The organism is Bifidobacterium sp. W8110, assembly GCF_016101375.1.
Taxonomy (GTDB): domain Bacteria; phylum Actinomycetota; class Actinomycetes; order Actinomycetales; family Bifidobacteriaceae; genus Bombiscardovia; species Bombiscardovia asteroides.
Genome location: NZ_JACFQO010000001.1, coordinates 415,657 through 434,161, shown reverse-complemented (window position 1 = coordinate 434,161; position 18,505 = coordinate 415,657). Strand labels below are relative to the sequence as shown.

At 62.1% G+C, this 18,505-nt stretch carries 17 protein-coding genes and 1 tRNA gene; 7 read left to right on the top strand and 11 right to left on the bottom strand.

Going from position 1 to position 18,505, the window contains the following annotated elements; genetic code table 11:
- The first annotated feature begins 72 nt into the window (after window positions 1-72).
- A complete protein-coding gene (locus tag H3T88_RS01790; RefSeq protein WP_198203321.1) occupies window positions 73-1,068 on the top strand; it encodes a ribonuclease H family protein in 996 nt (331 codons plus the stop codon).
- A 106-nt stretch (window positions 1,069-1,174) separates the two neighbouring features.
- Window positions 1,175-1,873 (top strand): ribose-5-phosphate isomerase RpiA, encoded by a 699-nt coding sequence (rpiA, locus tag H3T88_RS01785; RefSeq protein ID WP_198203320.1) that lies wholly within the window; start codon window positions 1,175-1,177, stop codon window positions 1,871-1,873.
- A gap of 135 nt (window positions 1,874-2,008) precedes the next feature.
- Here rpiA and H3T88_RS01780 read toward each other — a convergent pair whose 3' ends face one another.
- Both H3T88_RS01780 and H3T88_RS01775 read right to left on the bottom strand, forming a co-directional pair.
- On the bottom strand, window positions 2,009-2,098 hold the full coding sequence (locus H3T88_RS01780) for a 30S ribosomal protein bS22 (RefSeq protein ID WP_004268639.1): 90 nt from the start codon (window positions 2,096-2,098) through the stop codon (window positions 2,009-2,011).
- A 67-nt stretch (window positions 2,099-2,165) separates the two neighbouring features.
- Window positions 2,166-2,819 (bottom strand): hypothetical protein, encoded by a 654-nt coding sequence (locus tag H3T88_RS01775; protein ID WP_198203319.1) that lies wholly within the window; start codon window positions 2,817-2,819, stop codon window positions 2,166-2,168.
- A gap of 90 nt (window positions 2,820-2,909) precedes the next feature.
- On the opposite strand from H3T88_RS01775, the gene radA reads away from it, so the two are divergent.
- The 4 genes from radA to H3T88_RS01755 all read left to right on the top strand — a co-directional run bounded on the left by radA (window position 2,910) and on the right by H3T88_RS01755 (window position 6,954).
- Entirely contained in the window at window positions 2,910-4,319 is a 1,410-nt protein-coding gene (radA, locus tag H3T88_RS01770; RefSeq protein WP_198203318.1) for a DNA repair protein RadA, read from the top strand.
- 124 nt (window positions 4,320-4,443) lie between these two features.
- On the top strand, window positions 4,444-5,307 hold the full coding sequence (locus tag H3T88_RS01765) for an ABC transporter substrate-binding protein (RefSeq protein WP_198203317.1): 864 nt from the start codon (window positions 4,444-4,446) through the stop codon (window positions 5,305-5,307).
- Window positions 5,308-5,332: 25 nt separating this feature from the next.
- Window positions 5,333-6,190, top strand: coding sequence for an amino acid ABC transporter permease (locus tag H3T88_RS01760; protein WP_110417588.1), 858 nt, complete (start codon window positions 5,333-5,335; stop codon window positions 6,188-6,190).
- Window positions 6,187-6,954: an amino acid ABC transporter ATP-binding protein gene (locus H3T88_RS01755; RefSeq protein WP_015022318.1), complete on the top strand. Its 768-nt coding sequence runs from the start codon at window positions 6,187-6,189 to the stop codon at window positions 6,952-6,954. The genes H3T88_RS01760 and H3T88_RS01755 overlap by 4 nt, the downstream gene beginning before the upstream one ends.
- A gap of 12 nt (window positions 6,955-6,966) precedes the next feature.
- On the opposite strand, the gene ribF is transcribed toward H3T88_RS01755, so the two are convergent.
- The 5 genes from ribF to nusA form a co-directional block, all read right to left on the bottom strand.
- The gene (gene ribF / locus H3T88_RS01750; RefSeq protein WP_198203316.1) at window positions 6,967-8,109 is read right to left on the bottom strand and encodes a bifunctional riboflavin kinase/FMN adenylyltransferase; all 1,143 of its coding nucleotides are present in this window, start codon (window positions 8,107-8,109) and stop codon (window positions 6,967-6,969) included.
- Window positions 8,110-8,229: 120 nt separating this feature from the next.
- Window positions 8,230-9,258 (bottom strand): tRNA pseudouridine(55) synthase TruB, encoded by a 1,029-nt coding sequence (truB, locus tag H3T88_RS01745; protein ID WP_198203531.1) that lies wholly within the window; start codon window positions 9,256-9,258, stop codon window positions 8,230-8,232.
- Between the two features lie 40 nt (window positions 9,259-9,298).
- Window positions 9,299-9,805 carry a 30S ribosome-binding factor RbfA gene (gene rbfA / locus H3T88_RS01740; RefSeq protein WP_033510894.1) on the bottom strand — a complete coding sequence of 169 codons (507 nt, stop codon included), beginning with the start codon at window positions 9,803-9,805 and terminating at the stop codon, window positions 9,299-9,301.
- Between the two features lie 126 nt (window positions 9,806-9,931).
- Window positions 9,932-12,706, bottom strand: a complete 2,775-nt coding sequence (gene infB / locus H3T88_RS01735) for a translation initiation factor IF-2 (RefSeq protein ID WP_198203315.1) — start codon at window positions 12,704-12,706, stop codon at window positions 9,932-9,934.
- Between the two features lie 183 nt (window positions 12,707-12,889).
- On the bottom strand, window positions 12,890-13,948 hold the full coding sequence (gene nusA / locus H3T88_RS01730) for a transcription termination factor NusA (RefSeq protein ID WP_198203314.1): 1,059 nt from the start codon (window positions 13,946-13,948) through the stop codon (window positions 12,890-12,892).
- A gap of 140 nt (window positions 13,949-14,088) precedes the next feature.
- Between nusA and H3T88_RS01725 the strand changes: the two genes are divergently transcribed.
- Window positions 14,089-14,901, top strand: a complete 813-nt coding sequence (locus H3T88_RS01725) for a hypothetical protein (protein WP_198203313.1) — start codon at window positions 14,089-14,091, stop codon at window positions 14,899-14,901.
- A gap of 565 nt (window positions 14,902-15,466) precedes the next feature.
- Here H3T88_RS01725 and H3T88_RS01720 read toward each other — a convergent pair.
- The 4 genes from H3T88_RS01720 to H3T88_RS01705 all read right to left on the bottom strand — a co-directional run bounded on the left by H3T88_RS01720 (window position 15,467) and on the right by H3T88_RS01705 (window position 18,470).
- Window positions 15,467-15,555 (bottom strand) — tRNA-Ser (locus tag H3T88_RS01720).
- 108 nt (window positions 15,556-15,663) lie between these two features.
- Window positions 15,664-16,626: a tRNA pseudouridine synthase A gene (locus tag H3T88_RS01715; RefSeq protein WP_232347059.1), complete on the bottom strand. Its 963-nt coding sequence runs from the start codon at window positions 16,624-16,626 to the stop codon at window positions 15,664-15,666.
- Between the two features lie 77 nt (window positions 16,627-16,703).
- Window positions 16,704-17,348, bottom strand: coding sequence for a 50S ribosomal protein L17 (gene rplQ, locus H3T88_RS01710; RefSeq protein WP_198203312.1), 645 nt, complete (start codon window positions 17,346-17,348; stop codon window positions 16,704-16,706).
- A gap of 126 nt (window positions 17,349-17,474) precedes the next feature.
- Window positions 17,475-18,470, bottom strand: coding sequence for a DNA-directed RNA polymerase subunit alpha (locus H3T88_RS01705; RefSeq protein ID WP_015022327.1), 996 nt, complete (start codon window positions 18,468-18,470; stop codon window positions 17,475-17,477).
- Window positions 18,471-18,505: the final 35 nt, after the last annotated feature.

The window sequence follows — 18,505 nt, the reverse complement described above, 5'->3', positions numbered from 1 at the left end:
GGTCGCATCCCCACCCCTGCACCAGTCATAACCGGCGCGGGGGTTCTCAATTTTCTTGCTTAAACTGGAACCATGACCAATGACAAGAATCTGGTCGTCTCCACCGACGGCAGCGCACTGAGCAATCCCAACGGTCCCATGGGCTGGGCCTGGGCCGACCATCAGGGCGGTGACGCGGATGCAGGCGGCGCAAGCAACGGCACCAATCAAATCGGCGAACTATGCGCTGTGCTGCAGGCCCTGCGCGCCCACCCAGGCGAGCGCCCGCTGGTCATCGAAACCGACTCCCAATACGCCATCAACTGCTCCACAACCTGGGTGCCCGGATGGAAGAAGAAAGGTTGGAAGAACTCCCAGGGCAAGCCGGTCAAGAACCGCCCCCTGATCGAAGCCATCGACCAGGAGATCCAGGCGCGGCAGGGATCGGTCAGGTTTGTATGGGTCAAGGGCCATGCCGGCGACACCTTCAATGAGAAAGTTGACACTCTGGCCCGCGGCTATGCCACAGCTGCAGGCAAGGGCGACCGGGAAGGCTGTCTGCCCATCGAGGGCTGGCGCTCGCTGCTGGCCTCAACCTATGCCAAGGGCACCCAGGTTCCGCCCACAGTCGAGGATGAGCTGGACGGAGGACCCCAAGTCCTGGACGAGCTGGGCCGCAAGAAGGTACGCCTGGATCAGGAAGAGCAGAAAGAGCTGGCCGAAACCGCCGTCGAGTCCGAAGCGGTGGATGCCGAGCAGGCCAAATCTGTGGAAGCAACAGCCGACGCAGACGATGGCATACCCGATCCCGACGTAGCCGATGGCCAGGAAGACGAACCCTCAACGGATTCCAAGGACACCACGGACGCCGATACGCCTGACCTCGAGACCAAGGATTCCGGCGCTCGTGGGCTGAGAGCCAGCGGCCGCATCCGTATCACGCCACCTCCGTCCGGCAGCAGCATGTTCACTGGACAGGACCTGCATATCGTCGGCAGCATCGATCTGGACGCTGACATCGACCCTGACGGCTACGTGACCATCCATGAAGCACCTTTCCGTCTGCACGCCATCGAGGTAAGAGACTGAACGCCTCATGGACCGTCAGGGGCCATCGTCTACACTGGAGTGAACCTGAATCAACAAGACCCGCAGACATCAGTCATTGAGTGCATGCGGGCATGAAGGAGCGTGTATGGACAAGACCGAGCAGGACAGACTGAAGAAGGCCGCCGGCATCGAAGCAGCCAAGCTGGTCGAGAACGGCATGACCGCTGGACTGGGCACCGGATCCACGGTCCGGTTCTTCGTGGATGAACTGGGACGGCGCGTCAAGGAGGAGGGCCTGGAGTTCACCGGCGTGACCACCTCCCGGCGGACCAAGGAGCAGGCTGAAGGCTACGGAATCCACATCGTCGACATCGACCAGGTGGATCACATTGATGTCACCATCGACGGGGCCGACGAGGTCGACAAGGACTTCAACGGCATCAAGGGCGGCGGCGCAGCCCTGCTCTGGGAGAAGATCGTGGCCGTCAATTCTCGAAAGATCGTCTGGATTGTGGACGAGTCAAAGGTGGTCGACACCATCGGCCGCTTCCCCCTGCCAGTGGAGGTCATCCCCTTCGGCGAGCGCCACGTCCTGGATCGCTTCAAGGAGCGCGGCTACAACCCAGTACTGCGGCTGGATGGCCAGGGGCAGCCGGTTCTGACCGACGAGCACAACCACATCATCGATCTGCATCTGGATCGGATCGAGCACCCGCGGGATCTGGCCCAGGACCTGATCACCACCGTGGGTGTCGTGGAGCACGGCCTCTTCCTCAACATGGTCGACACAGTCATCGTGGGCGACCCCAACGGACCCCGGGTCATGACCAACGCCAACAAGTGAGCGTCAGCAACCATCCCCCATGCTGGTTGGAAGCATCCGGCTGGCCACGATGACCGGCGATGATATACATGAAGCCCCCCGCGTCCATTCGACGCGGGGGGCTTCGTTGACCCTTAAGGGCCATAAGTCATAAAGCTACTTGCGCTGGTGACGAGTCTTGCGCAGCAGTTTGCGGTGCTTCTTCTTGCTCATCCGCTTGCGGCGCTTCTTGATGACAGAACCCATCCGAGCCTCCGATCCTTAGTTACCTGGAAGTGTCCAACTTGCTTATCTTACACCGCTTGCGGGACGACTAGAGCGGAAAGGCCTTGTAAAAAGCCTCCAGCGCAGTCCGTTGGCCCTGGGCGCGGAAGACCACCGTATCATTCTGCCAGATGACAATAGCCTTGTGCTCGTCGTCGCCATCCTTCTTCTCCAGGTAGGATCCGGTCACCGTGCCGCCGCTGCGAACATTGCCAGAGGCCAGCTCCTTGCCGGACATGCCCGTGGACTGGCTGTCATAGAGCGCCTTGGCATCCTCGCTCCTGGACCATTGAGCCAGGTGGAGTGACACATCGCCGCCGGACTTGCCGGATGAGTAGATCAGGTTGTACTCCTCAATAGGTGTACGGGTGCTCCACTCGCTGTCAGAATCCGCTTTGACACGGGCGAACTCGCCAACCGTATCGGGCATGGCCTTGAGCAGCTCGGAAGCCGAACCAGGCAGGGGCACCGCCGTGGCCTTGGGGCTGCTGGCTTGCGAGGGCTGTGAGGAGGCGGAGGCCGAAGCCTGAGTGACGGGCTCTTGGCTGCGCACGGCCCAGTGAGGCCAGACGAAGGCCGATAGGAGCACCAGGACCACCACCGCCGCCAGTGCGATGACCAGACCAATCCGTCGACTGCGCTGCTTGGCGCGCGCGGAGGGGCCAGGGGAAGAGGACAGTGGTGCAGTAGGATTGTCAGCCATGCCTCCATTCTCTCATGGGCAGGGTGTCGGCACTGCGAAGATGACGTAAAAGCCCAGCTTCTCGTCCCTGAATCCCGATAGCGTGCAGGTATGGCCAAGACGACGACGCAATACGTGTGCACGGAGTGCGGCTGGACCGGCGGCAAGTGGTTCGGACGCTGCCCGGAATGCGGCCAGTGGGGAACCATCGAGGAATTTCACGAAGCCAGTGTCGTAGGTGCAGGCGGTGGTCTGTCCTCCTCCGGCGGCAGCCATACAGCACCGGCTCCTCCGAGGACCGGCCTGGCCCGACCCATTACCCGGGTAGACACGGACCAGGTAAAGCGGATTCCCACGGGATTCGAGGAGTTCGACCGAGTTCTGGGCGGGGGTATCGTACCCGGGTCGGTCATTCTCTTGGCCGGTGAGCCGGGCATCGGCAAGTCCACCCTCCTGCTGGAGACCGCTGGCCGTGTGGCCGACAGGGGCGATGAGAGGGGCAAAGTGCTCTACATATCCGGCGAGGAGTCCCAGGCCCAGGTGCGGATGCGGGCCAGTCGGGTGGGAGCGCTCAAGGATTCACTGCTGCTGGCTTCCACGACCGATCTGGCTACGGTGCTGGGGCTGATTGAGCGCGAGAAGCCGACACTGGCCATTGTGGACTCGGCTCAGACCATCGTCTCCAGCCAGGTCGACGGCATCGCCGGGGGCTCAACGCAGGTGCGCGAGGTGGCCATCAGCCTAATCGACATGGCCAAGTCACACGACATCCCCATCCTCCTGGTTGGCCATGTAACCAAGGACGGCTCCATCGCCGGGCCGCGGACCCTGGAGCATCTGGTCGATGTGGTCTGCCAGTTCGAAGGCGACTCCCAGACCGCCCTGCGTCTGCTGAGAGCGGTCAAGAACCGGTTCGGCCCCACCGACGAGGTGGGCTGCTTCGACATGGGCGAGCAGGGCATCGAAGAGGTCAGCGATCCCACAGGGCTCTTCCTGTCCACGGCCGGGCAGGAGGTGGAGGGCACCTGCGTGACCTTCACCTTGGACGGCCACCGCAGTCTGCCCATCGAGATCCAAGCATTGGTCACCTCCTCAGTCCTGCCCACGCCCAGACGCAATACCAACGGGATCGACGCCAACCGCCTGGCCATGCTGGCTGCAGTGCTCTACCGCCACGGCCGGGTCAATTTGCTGACAAGGGACCTGTACGTGTCCACTATCGCCGGTGGGTTGGCCAAGGAGCCCGGATGCGATCTGGCCATCGTGGCCGCCCTGGCCAGTGCAGCCAAGTCCCGGCCCATCCTGCGCACAACCTGTGCCATGGGCGAGATATCGCTGACAGGGCAGGTCAGGCCGGTGCCTCAGCTCAACCACCGGTTGCAGGAGGCCGCCCGCCTGGGATTCACCCGGGCGCTGGTCCCACCCGACCGACATTCAGGAGGCCGAAAGCCCATTCCGGGCCTGGAAGTGGTTGAAGTAGCCTATCTGGCCGAGGCCCTGGAGGCTCTGGGACTGGTTTAAGCCCATTGGCTGCCCGTCACCTATTGCACAATATGGCGTTCACCTGCCGACTCGTTAACCTGCCGGACTAGGATGGAGTCGCCGGAAGACCGACACCCCTAATCATCGCGAGGAGCAGATCAGCATGACCATCTTCACCAGGAAAACCATACGCAGGCTGACGGCCGCCGCACTCACGACAGTCACGCTCATGGCCGGCGCAGCCTGTGGCTCCTCATCGAGCAACAGCGGGCAGTCAGTAGACAAGCAGGACATCACCCAGCAGACCATCAAACCTGGCACCCTGACCATTGCCACCGGAGACCCGGCCTACGCCCCCTACGTGCAGGACAACAAGCCCGAATCCGGCAAGGGCTACGAGGCAGCCGTGGCCTATGCAGTAGCAGAGAAAATGGGATTCGACAAGGCGCACGTCACCTGGACCCGGACCACCTTTGACGCCGCCATCGCGCCGGGCAGCAAGGATTACGACCTGAACATCCAGCAGTTCTCCATCACCCCGGAACGCCGTCAGGCTGTGGACTTCACACCCAGCTACTACAACTCCACCCAGTCGCTGGTGGTCAGGAACAACTCTCCATACGCCTCCGCCACCTCCCTTGCTCAGATCAAGGATGCCAAGATAGGAGCCATGGTCGGCTCCACCTCATACGAGATGGCCCACAAGCTGGTCAAGCCTGACATCGACACCTTCAACGACGACGTGGCCTCATCCCAGGCCTTGGATGCCAATCAGATCGACGCGCTTGTCGTGGACACCCCCTCGGCCGTGACCATGGTCGATTCCGGGCAGGTCAAGAACGCCAAAATCCTCGGGCAGATCAAGGGCTCGCAGGACCCGGAGGGCATGGGCATAGTCCTGCCCAAGGGCTCCAAGTTGACACCGGCCGCCTCCAAGGCTGTCACCGCCCTGAAGAAGGATGGGACCTTGGACAAGCTGCAGAAGCAGTGGCTGCACGTCTACACCTCCCTGCCCACCCTGGGCTGAGAGAAGAAAGGAAACCTTGTCGTTCATGGCCACCTCGGCACAGGACGCGGTCAGCGATATCCAACGGGAACGGGAACGCTACGGCCGTCGACAGAATCTGCGCTCCGTGGCGGTCAGCATCGCCAGCACGCTCGTACTGGCCCTGCTGATCGCCCTGGGGCTGCACGCCTCACCTGGCTGGCCCCGAGTCAAGCAGTCGTTTTTCTCCGGCGCCTACTTCGCCCAAGCCTTTCCCAAGGTCCTCCAGGGGCTCTGGCTCAATCTGGAGGTCCTCTTCTTTGCAGTCATCGGCGTGGCCATCCTGGGCACCCTGTTGGCTATGATCCGCACCAGCCGAAACCCGCTGCTCTTTCCCCTGCGGGTGCTGGCCCAGGTCTACACCACGATCATGAGGGGCATCCCCATGATCGTGGTCCTCTACCTGATCGGCTTCGGCATTCCCGGACTGGCCATCTTCAACCGGATTCCGGCAGCCCTGCTGGGCACCGTTGCGGTCATCCTCTCCTATTCGGCCTACATCGCCGAGGTGCTGAGGGCCGGCTTTCAGGACGTCGGTCCCTCCCAGAGGGCGTCGGCTCGCTCACTGGGCCTGACCTCGGGGCAGACCATGCGTCTGGTGGTCATCCCCCAGGCCCTGCGCAAGGTGGCTCCGGCATTGATGAATGACTTCATCTCCATGCAGAAGGACGTGGGGCTGATCTCGGTCCTGGGAGCCGTCGACGCGGTCAGGGCGGCCCAGATCATCGTGGCCACCTCCTACAACTTCACCCCGTACGTGGTGGCCTCGGTGCTCTTCATCGCCACCTCGGTCCCCTTCATTCTTCTCAACGACTGGTATTCCAACCGTCTGCGCAAGCGCGAACAGAGCGGAGGCATGGTATGAGCGAACAGGCAGGCACCGATAAGGACCAGCCGGTGCTCCGTCTGGAGGATGTGCGAAAGACCTACCCTGGGGGCAACAAGGTCCTACGTGGCATCTCCATGACCATCATGCCTCATGAGACCGTGGCCCTGCTGGGTCCCTCAGGATCGGGCAAGTCCACCCTGATGAAGTGCATCAACCTTCTGGAGACCGTCAACGACGGCAGGATCTGGCTGGGCGGCACCGACATCACCGATCCCAGGATCAACCAGGATGCCTGCCGGGCCAGAATCGGCGTGGTATTCCAGCAGTTCAACCTCTTCCCCCATATGAACGTCCTGAAAAACGTGACACTGGGAGCCATCAAGGTCCACGGCATGCCCAAGGACCAGGCCAGGGAGCGTGCCCTGGAACTGCTGGATCGAATCGGCATGAGGAAGAAAGCCGGAGCCTACCCGGACCAGCTCTCCGGCGGCCAGCAGCAGCGGGTGGCCATCGTCCGAGCCCTGATGACCGACCCGGAACTGCTCCTGCTGGATGAGATCACCTCAGCCCTGGACCCCATGCTGGTGGGCGAGGTCCTGGCCATGGTCTCGGAGCTGACCGCCGGTGGCACCACCATTCTCATGGCCACCCACGAGATGGGTTTCGCCCATCATGCGGCCAACCGGGTTGTCCTGCTGCTGGACGGTGTCATCGCCGAGAACGGAACCCCGCAAGAAGTCATGGACGAGTCTGAGAATCCGCGCACCAGGGAGTTCTTCAGCCACTTCCGAGGGCTGTGAGTTCCCAAGTTCCTACGGTCTCCGGTTGGTGGAAAATACTCTTCCTGCGGCCTTGGTCAGTTCCAGGGTGCGATCGGCATCCAGGGACAGCTGTCGTTTGAGGGGCTCCTCGCCCGCATACCGCTTCTGACCGCGCAGACGGCTGAGAAACTCCACGCGGACCCTGTGGCCGTACAGATCCACCCAATCCGGCCGGACGGCATTGGCCTCCAGGATTCTTGGAGTCTGTTGTCCCGGGATCAGGAAAGTCTCCTTGGTGCCGATGGAGATGGCGGCAGGCATCCGCCAGGGCGACCCCTGGACCAACCGGCCCTCCCGGCCCTCCTGCGTCGCCATAGGATCCGTAGGCAGACCCAGGTCAACCAGCCAGCCTGCATAGACTCCATCCGCAGGCATCATCCCCTGGCTGTCAGGAGCAAGATTGGCAGTCGGAAATCCCAAGCGGCGACCCCGCTGCTCCCCATGGACCACTGTGCCTTGAACCATGTGAGGCCGACCCAGAATATCCATTGCCGCATCCACATCGCCATCCAGGATCAACTGCCGAAGGTGGGAGCTGCTCCAAGCACGTACCCGGCGTCGCTCCAGGCCGTCGGCATCAGGCAGAGTGCAGTCGCCGGGTCCCTGGTCGTCCACGACTTCCAAGTTGAATAGTCCTGTGTCCGCCAAATCAGCAATGGCTTTAATATCGCCGATTCGCCCTGCGCCCATCCGCGCATCACGGCCCAGGACCAGCGTTCGCATGGCCAGCTGTTCGGTAAGCTGCTTGAGGAAGAACCGATAGGACTTGGCCGCAAAAGCCAGCGTATATCGCACCACCACAACCTGATCCAGCCCCAGCTGGGCCATGATCCGCAGGCGCTCCTCCAGCGGCATGATCTGATCAGGGTCGTGGCGAATCAGGTCCGGGGACGGTTCAGTCATGTCATGGCTGTCGGCATAGCTATGGACCAGTTTGGGGCTGGGATCGAAGACCAGAGCCATGGGCCGGTCCTGTGCCTTGGCCGCGAGATCGACCACCCGGCGCAGGAGGGCCTGATGACCCCGATGCATGCCATCGAAGACACCGATGGTGACCACGCTGGACCGGGCCCCCAAGGTTCCCGGCCACCTGACAATGCCCGACTCATCCGGGCTGACCTGGCTGACCTTCATCCGCTTCCCATCATTTAGTCATTGCGGCCCCCGGACCCGGGCGCCGAAAATTCCTTAAGCACTGTATTCCCACCGTCGCACCCTGGCAAGACCCTGGGGCTGAACACGAACCTGCGCCCTTCATGTCTCGGTGTGGAAGACCACATCCGGCTTGGCCCCACCTCGTGAACCGGGCACCAGGATAGCAGCCAGACGCTGCTTGCCCACAGGTCCGGCCAGTGCTGCCGTGGGCCCGGCGACAGGCTGATGCAAGAATCCGCCATTGGCCACTCTGGCGGCCTGGTCGGTATCCAGGTTGAGGACAGGCATGCTCATGCGTGCCGCCTGCTCAAGACTCAGAGAGCCATCCAACATCCCCTGCCGGTCATGGTCCGGGACCATACGGCTGCGAATAACCGTCCGACCTTGTCGGTCCCGGTAGGTGTGGGGGATCACCTGACCGCCCACAACCTTGGACTTGAGGGCGGAATCCTCCAGGTCGAATGGACCTACCCGGATTCTTCTCAGGGCGGTCAGGTGGCCGCCCAGGTCCAGCCGCTCGCCCAGGTCGCGAGCCAGGGCCCGGATGTAGGTGCCGCTGGAGCAGATCACTTCCACATCCACATCGACCACCCTGGTGCCTTGGTCGGGCAATTCCACACGACGAAAATCGAGCAGACGGAAGGATGCAATTCGAATACGTCTGGGTTCCAGCTTGACCTCCTGACCTGCGCGAGCCAGGTCATAGGCCCGTCTGCCCTGGACCTTGATGGCGGAGAAGGCATCAGGCACCTGGTCTATCCAGCCGGTGAAGCAGCGATCAATCAAATCCTGCAGACCCTGGGCTGTCAGATTGTCCACATTCTGCGCGGCTCCAGGACGCACCGGCAGCAAATCCCCGTCAGCATCGTCCGTGGTGGTACCCAGTCCCAGACGTATGGTGGCCCGGTAGGCCTTGTCATGGCCGACGATGACCGTCAACAACCGCGTGGCCTGGCCGAACCCTACGACCAGCAGGCCAGTGGCCATGGGATCCAGGGTCCCGGCATGGCCCACGCGACGCATGCCGAGGACAGAGCGGACGGCAGCCACCACGTCATGGCTGGTCACACCGCTCGGCTTGTCGACAAGGATGATGCCCGAGATTGGTTCACCGGTGCCAAACTCCATACCATCCAGCGACTCGGAAGCCCTTGCCCTACCAATGCCTTCAGCGGTCGGCTTCATCCGCATCCTCTGCCGCAGGTTCGCCAGGGACGGAGTCCGACCCATCGGTCTCTTTTTCGTCGTCATGCCTGTACGGGTCGGGGTCGCCGGCGTAGCTGGCATTGACCCGGGCTTTGGCCATGGCCTCGTCCCGATGACGGGCCGCGGTCAGCACATCCTCAATCTCGGTCGCCTCGGCAGGCACCTCATCGTAGATGAAGCGCAAGGTAGGCGTCAGTCGCAGACCAGCCCGAGCACCGACCAGCGTGCGCAGCCTGCCAGAGGCCTGCCGCAGGGCTTGCTGGGCACGTTTGCGCTCCCCGGCCTCGTGACCGGACCGCCCCAACTGGGTCCAGTAGATCTTGGCTATCTGCAGGTCGTTGGTGACCCGAACCTCAGTGACGGTGACCCCTGCCAAGCGCTTGTCGTGCATCTGGGACTCCAGCGCAGAGGCCACAACCCGCTGTATCAGGGCGGCTATGCGTACAGCGCGGGGATTTTCACCCATCATGATTCCTTTCTCGAACCGTCTATGACTAATCTTCGCATTCATGGCGATCCGCCCCGGCCAGGGAGTACCCAGACCGGGGCGGATCGCCACGGGCCTTCCGACATACGGTCGGCAGGTCGACAGGCTCTACTTGCGTTCCACTTCCTGCATCTCGTAGGTCTCGATGATGTCGCCCACCTCGATGTCGTTGAAGGAGCCCAGGTTGATGCCAGCCTCGTAGCCTTCGGACACCTCGTTGACGTCGTCCTTGAACCGGCGCAGGGAGGAGATCTCCAGATCGTTGATGGTGACCACCCCGTTGCGGGCGATGCGAGCCTTGGTGCCCCGCTTGACGGTGCCGTCCTGGACCATGACGCCCGCGATGTTGCCGAACTTGGAGGAGCGGAAGATCTCACGAATCTCGGAGTGGGAGGTGGTGACCTCTTCGTACTCCGGCTTGAGCATGCCCTTGAGCGCCGCCTCGATGTCCTCGATGGCGTTGTAGATGACCGAGTAGTACTTGATCTCCACCCCCTCGCGGTCCGCCAAATCCTGGACCTGCCGGTTGGGCCGGACGTTGAAGCCGATGATGACGGCCTTGTCGACCGTGGCCAGGTTGACGTCGTTCTGGGTGATGGCGCCCACGCCCCGGTGGATGACCTGGATCCCGACCTCGTCGGAGACCTCGATCTTCATCAGGGAGTCTTCCAGAGCCTCCACCGAACCGGAGGAGTCGCCCTTGATGACGATGTTGAGCATGTCCACCTCGGACTTGGCGAACTGCTCCTTCAGGCTCTCCAGAGAGACAACCTTGCGGCGCTTGGCCAGCTGTGCGGCGCGGGCCGAGGCCTCACGCTTCTCGGCGATCTGACGAGCGGTGCGGTCGTCGGGCGCAACCAGGAAGAGGTCGCCGGCGGTAGGCACTGAGGTAAGACCAAGCACCTGGACGGGTGTGGAAGGACCCGCAGCATCCATCTGCCGACCGTTCTCGTCCAGCATGGCGCGCACACGGCCATAGGCCGATCCGGCCACGATGGCATCGCCTACATGCAGTGTCCCCTGCTGGACCAGCACAGTGGCCACGGCTCCGCGACCCTTGTCGAGACGGGCCTCGACCGTCGCGCCACGAGCGTCCATGTCGGGGTTGGCCCGAAGGTCAAGGTCGGCATCGGCAGTCAGCAGGACGGCCTCCAGGAGCTTGTCCACGTTGGTGCCCAGCTTGGCGGAGATGTCGACGAACATGGTGTCGCCGCCGTACTCTTCGGATACCAGACCGAACTCGGTCAACTGACCGCGTACCTTCTGGGGATTGGCTCCCTCGACATCGATCTTGTTGACAGCCACCACGATGGGCACATGGGCAGCCTGGGCGTGGTTGATGGCCTCCACGGTCTGCGGCATGACGCCGTCGTCCGCGGCCACCACCAGGATGGCCACATCAGTCAGCTCGGCACCACGCGCACGCATGGCCGTAAAGGCCTCATGGCCAGGGGTGTCCAGGAAGGTGATCTTGCGATCCTCCCCGTCCAGGGTGACCGTGGCCTGGTAGGCCCCGATGCGCTGGGTGATGCCGCCGGCCTCCTGGGTGGTCGTGTTGGTCTTGCGGATGGTGTCCAACAGACGGGTCTTGCCGTGATCGACGTGGCCCATGACGGTGACCACCGGAGGCCTGGGCTGCAGGTTCTCATCATCCTGGTCCTCACGTTCTTCGTCCAGGTTGATGTCGAACTGCTGAAGGAGCTCCTTGTCCTCCTCCTCAGCGGAGACGATGCGGATCTTCCATCCAATCTCGTCGCCCAGGATTTGGAAGGTTGCCTCATCCAGGGACTGAGTGGCCGTGGCCATCTCGCCCAGGTGGAAGAGCACCGTGACCAAGGCAGCGGGGTTGACGTTGATCTTGTCGGCCAGGTCGGCCAGGGTGGCGCCCTGACGGAGCTTGACGGTACGTCCATTGCCCGCGGGGATGCGCACACCGCCGATGACAGGTGCCTTCATCTCCTGGAATTCATGCCTCTTGGCCATCCGATTCTTGCGGGCCTTGGAGGACTTGCCTCCCTGGCGACCGAAAGCTCCAGCTGCACCGCCGCGACCGCGACCACCGCGACCTGAACCGCCGCGGAAGCCGCCTGAAGGTGCCGACGAAGCGGCTCCGAAACGACCGCTACCGCCCTGATGTGTCTGCTGACCTGGACGACTATGGCCCCACTGCCCTGGACGTGCGCCCTGTCCGGTGCGTCCGCCACGGCCATTGCGGAATCCGCCCCGGCCCCTGCGTGAGTCGTTGACGGTAGGTCTGGCCATGGGATGCGGCCTGGGAATGTCTGAAGGCATAGGGGCCTTCATCCCCTGCTTGCGGCTGAAAGGATTGTTACCCGGACGAGGCGTGGATGCTCCCGGCCGCGCTCCATGACGTGCTGCTGCAGCGTTGGAGCCACCGGGACGACCGCTGTTGCGCGAGCCCTGGGGGCCGGGCCTGCCCATGGCTGAAGGCTTGGGCCCACGGGACTGGTTGCGCTGCTCATGCTCGTTGCGGTTGCCCTGGGGGGCACCGGGCTTGGGGAAGTGTCCGCCGGGACGCTGCTGGCTCCGTGAGGCGTCACCACCAGCCGAGGGCCGACGGTTCTGTCCGGGCTTTGGCCCAGGTGTGGATTGCTGCTGGGTGCCACTGGACTGCGAGCGGCCATGCTGACCCTGGCCGCTTCCATGATTAGGGCTGCCGGGGCGGGCATTTCGCGCAGCGGCCTGGCCTGCGTCGCCCTGTCCCTTCTGAGGGAAAGCGTTCTTGAGTCGACGAACCACAGGGGCCTCCACAGTGGAGGATGCGGACTTGACGAATTCGCCCATGTCCTTCAACTTCGCCAGAACAGTCTTGCTGTCTACGCCAAATTCCTTGGCCAGCTCATACACGCGTGCTTTGGGCACTTACTTTCTCCTTACCGGACCGCGCGTATGACCGGCGCGATCACTCTTTTATGACGGCGAACATATCCTGTCTCATCGTGCGACCATGATCGTGTTACCTCGTCTCTGTGCCGGGGCCGACGGCGTGAACCACCGGACTCGGGATACCGCGTCCAGCATACTCGCGTCGTCGGATGTTTGCTCTCAGGCGTCTTCACCAGCAGCCGAAGCAGATTGTGCCTGCAGCTCGCGCAATTTTTGCTGGTGAGCCTCCTCTGACTCAATGCCAATCTTCCAGCCAGTCAGCTTGGCGGCCAGACGGGCGTTCTGACCCTCTTTGCCAATGGCCAGGGAGAGCTGTGCGTCCTTGATGAAGGCAATGGCCGTACGGTTGGGCTCGCTGACGATTTGCACCTGACGAACCACAGCCGGGGACAGGGCCGCAGCTACGAATTCGGCAGGATCCTTGGACCAATCCACAATGTCGATCTTCTCAGGCCCCAGATTCTCCATGACAGCACGCACGCGAGCGCCTGCCGGCCCAATCAGCGCACCCTTGGGATTGACCCCCTTGGTGTTGGCACGGACCGCAATCTTAGTTCTGGCACCTGCCTCACGAGCAATGGCCATGATGGAGACCGCGCCGGAGACCAGCTCCGGTACCTCACGCTCAAAAAGGCGGCGAACCAGCTCGGGATGGGAACGCGACACAATAATTTCCGGCCCCTTGAGTCCACGGGAGACATTGACCACGTAGACCCGGATCCGCTGGCCGTGCCGGTAATGCTCTCCAGGCACCTGCTCGCGGCGGGGCAGAATGGCCTCGACATTATCTACTGCCACATGCACATTGCCAGGATCGCTGGCATCCTGCTGCACGACCCCAGTGATCAGATGGCCCTTCTGACCTGAGAAAGCCCCAAAGACACGCTCGTCATCGGCCTGACGGAAGAGCTGGCGAATCACCTGGCGTGCCGTGGAAGCCGCCAGCCGATCGAAGTCCTTTGGCGTGTCGTCGTATTCCTCGCCCAGATCATATCCTGGTTCAGGCTCTTCAGGCGTGGGCTCGCGAGCGATCTCGTCCTGTGCCCAGATGGTAAAAGTCCCAGCACGTTCGTCCAGCTCCACCCGTGCGTGCTTGGCTGCGTGAGGCGACTTCTGGTAAGCCAGGAGAAGGGCCTCGCTCAGTGCTTGATCCAAGGTCTCGGCATCAATCCCTTGTTCGTGTGCCAGCTGATGAATCTCAGCCAGGTCCAGTTCCATGTCAAGACCTCCTATGAAGTTATTCAGACTGCGCTTCTTTTAGTCTGCAATGCCTACTATTCTAGCCTTTCATGCAGACACAGCCGGTTCCTGAATACCACGGGTGGGCGAGTCGTCGGCCGACGATTCCGGCCCGACTGATGAGAGCCGGTATCGCAGTACTTCTGCTGGCCGCAACCATTTCGGGATGCGCGCCCTCGGCCGTGCACGTCAGTCAGCACGACCCTGACGATCTTCGACCTACAGCCTGCGAACAGGCATGGACGCGAGCCCGGCAGTCGGAACGGCTTCGAAAGGATCAGGCAGACAGCCGGGCTCAGGACTGGATCCAAGCGGCCCGCGAATGCCCTGCCAGACTGGATGAAGCCACGGTACACGCGGCCCAGGCTTTGACGGCTTCCCAAGGCGGGCAGACCAATCGTCAAACAGCCACGCTAAGGCTGGTCCAGACAGCACAGCGGTTGGACCCGCTGGCGAAGGCACTGCCGGTTGAATTGGCCGATCAAGCCATCATAGGTGAAGACCGTTCCGGATTCGAACTCTCGGTCCTCGCAGCCCGTACAACGGATGCCGCGTGGATGCTGACCCTAGCCGATGCGCACACTGCAGCCGCGCAGATTCTGGTCGGTCACGCCAAACATGATCCCCGGCAGGGGGTCTATCCCACCACTGATCTGCTGGCGCACCCGGATGAGTGCACGGACCCCGCCAATGGAATACAGACCTCTACCCCTGCCCTGATCGAGATCGATACGGCGCGGACCCTTTTGTCCGTCGGAAGAAAACTGAACGGGTTCTCAGGCACGATACGAACTGATGCCAGTCAGAACGGAAAAAGTCGCCAGGAGGCGACATCTGCCCTGGTCGACATGATTGTGGCCCACTTGTCCATGGCCATGAACCTCGGCTACCCGGCCACATCGTCAGCCCTGCTGCAGGCACCAAAACGTTGACTTCCAATACGGACCAGCCGCCAGCAGGTTACACTGATCGCACTCGTCAGTTTTCCCATTCGTATATGTGGGCTATCCCTGCCCGTGCACGCTCGAAAACCTGGCCAAGGGTCAAAACTGATTATCAAGCAAACGAATTAGTCATTACTTACTTCAGATTTCACGAAACCTGGCAGGTGGCGTCAGGGGTTCAGGCGGTGCTAATATAGAACGTGTTCCACAGGTGTATTCCACAGGAACGCAGGGGGGTATGAACCCGTGCAATGTAGGAGGCGACCCGGTGCTGGTCATCGCATCGCCTTCTGCATTGGACGGTATTTATCTACTCAGCATCGAGAACTGAGACGAACAGCCAATGAAGGCACACGGAAGACCGGTCCTGCCTGACAATCATCAAATTGATCGAGTGCCATTCTCGCAGTTATCCAGCAAAACTGATTCCCTATGGACTGTATATCAGCAGCAATCAGGAAACCCGACTCCACGAGTGAGCCACTGCAACTTGACAATCCGGCAATAGTACTTAAATACAGAAGGCCCCAACCGTCGGGCCGGGGCCAATAAGTGGCGGTTGAGGCGAGATTCGAACTCGCGGAGGGAGTTGCCCTCACACGCTTTCGAGGCGTGCTCCTTAGACCGCTCGGACACTCAACCATGGTCGTTGCCCGACATTGCCGAACAACAACTTTTCTATTATGCCACAGAGTCCCTACCTGGCAAACGGCGTGGCGGAGTCAGCGGTCGCCGTGAACAACCAGGCGGTCACAGTGTACGGCGGGCTCGGATGGCCTGCGCCCGTTCAGCAAGCTGGTCATCAGGCGGGTAGGCCACATGCTCCAGGGTCAGGCCCCGAGCATCTATGGGACCGGTGGAGCCTTCGCGCAGGGGGTGGGCAACCTTGTCGGCAAACCATTGGACGGACCGGCGTCCCTGGCCCACCTGAATGCAGGCCGCGACCAACGAGCGGACCATGTTATGGGCAAATGCATCGGCTACAATCCGAAAGACGGTCAACCCGGACTCCATGAAGGTCGGAAGGCATCCGACGGCAGCCCGCCCCTGGGCAGTCTCGTACAGATTCACGTTGGGAACCAGGTCCCAATGTGCTGCCAGGACCTTGCGGATGGTCGTGCCACCAGGATTTGGCCTGGCAAAGGATCCGAAGTCATGCAGACCGACGCATTCCGCTGCAGCCTCGTTCATAGCTTCCAAATCCAGGCTTCCCTCCAGGTCCAACACATAGCCCCGCATACGCGGATCCCCTGGCTTATCCCCCTGGCTGACCCGATACAGGTAGGTGCGTTCCAAGGCAGAGAAACGGGCATCGAAACCCGACGGAGCGGATCTGAGCCCGAGCAACACGATGTCAGCGGGCAGCAGGTGTCGAAGACGGCGTTCAAGGGCAGATACACCATCGACACCCATATGCCCCCTGCAGGACTCGAGTACAGCAACGGGAATGTCCAAGTGTGCTACCTGGTGAGATGCGTGGACCCCAGTGTCGGTCCTGCCAGCCACGACCAGCCTGGGCTCCCAGGCGACGCAGCTGTGGGAAACCTGGCCATCCGGTCTGCGGGCTCCAGTGATCACAGACAGGGCCTGTTCGACGCAGCCCTGGACTGTACGAAGCCCAGGCTGCCGGGCCCAGCCATGGAAGCCGCCACCGTCGTAGGCCAGATCCATGCGCAGCCTGACAAGGGGCATTTCCCCTTCCTGATCCTCCATCAAGACCTCCCTGGCACCAATGACAAACGGGGCCGGAGAGCCATGCTCCCCGACCCCGTCACCAGAACAAAGACCGATTACTCAGCGGCCTTCTCGGCATCTTCAGCCACATCGGCATTTTCCTCTGCCTGGGCTTCCGCCTGATCCGCCTTGTCAGCTGTCTGCTCCAGATCCTCAGCGGCCTCGTCAGCCTGGGCCACGTCCTGATCGGACTCATTGGCCTCCACGGCCTGATCGACGGCATCCTTGGCAGCACCTTCTGCGACAGCGGCATCGGTGGCTGCAGCCATCTCAGCGTTGTCATCCTTGGCGGCCACCTTGGCTGCGGATTCGGCCTCCTTGACGACTGCCTTCCTGGCCGACAGGGGCTCGGTGACCAGCTCGATCACCGCCTGCGGGGAGTTGTCCCCTCGGCGGGGAGCAATCTTGGTGATGCGGGTGTAGCCGCCCTCACGCTGCTGCATCTGTTCGGCGATCTGCGTGAACAGGATGTGGACCACGGACTTGTCACGGATGACGCGCATGACGCGACGGCGGGCGGACAGATCCCCGCGCTTGGCGAAGGTGATCAGCCGCTCGGCCAGCGGACGCAGGCGCTTGGCCTTGGGCAGGGTGGTCGTAATACGGCCGTTTGCAAAGAGGCTGGTGGCCATGTTGGCCAGCATCAGCCGCTCGTGCGCCGGGCTGGAGGCCAGACGTGGGCCCTTGCTAGGTTTTGGCATTGGATTATCTCCTTACGGCCCGGGAGGACAGGTGGGCATACGCCCGAACATCCGACTTCCCGGAATTGCTGTCAGCAGGCGACGGAACCCTTCCCCCTCGCCCGCTCATACGAAGGCTGCAATCCTTCACTCGTCGTCAGGCGAGAAGAAGGTGCCTCCCTCGAGATTATTGGTGTCGAAGCCCAGTGGGGAGGCCTTCAGCGACAGCCCCATGCCCTCAAGCTTCTCCTTGACCTCGTCGATGGACTTCATGCCGAAGTTGCGGATGTCCAGCAGATCCTGCTCGGTATGCGAGACCAGCTCACCGATGGTATGGATTCCCTCGCGCTTGAGGCAGTTGTAGGAACGCTGCGTCAGGTTCAGGTCCTCAATCGGCACGGACATCTGCGGATCGGCCTCTTCCACCACAGGCTCGGGCCCGACCTCCACGCCCTCAGCCTGAGTGTTGAGCTCGCGGCAGAGACCGAAGAGCTCGACCAGGGTCGACCCAGCGGACGCCACCGCGTCACGCGGCGAAATAGCCGGCTTGGTCTCCACATCCAGGATCAGCTTGTCGAAATCCGTGCGCTGCTCGACACGGGTGGCCTCGACCTTGTAGCTGACCTTGAGCACAGGAGAATAGATGGAATCGACCGGGATACGGCCAATCTCATCGTTGTCCTGCTTGTTGAGCTGGGCCTGGACATATCCACGACCGCGCTCCACCGTAAACTCGATCTCCAGCTCGCCATCCTCGGCCAGGGTCGCGATATGCAGATCGGGATTGGCTACGGTGACGCCGGCCGGCGGGGTGATGTCCCCGGCGGTGGCCTCGCCCTTGCCGCTCTTGCGCAAATACATGACCACAGGCTCGTCGTATTCACTGGTCAGCACGATGCCTTTGATGTTGAGCAGGATCTCAGTGACGTCCTCCTCCACACCAGGCAGCGTGGTGAACTCGTGCAGGGCACCTGAGATGCGGACCGAGGTCACAGCCGCACCGGGTATGGAGCTCAGCAGGGTACGGCGCAGGGAGTTGCCCAGGGTGTACCCGAATCCGGGTTCCAAGGGCTCGATGGTGAAACGGGAGCGCTGGGCATTGACGACTTCTTCAGTAAGAGTCGGACGCTGTGCAATAAGCACTGTTGCTATCCTTTCAGCTCCGACCGGTGGTGCAC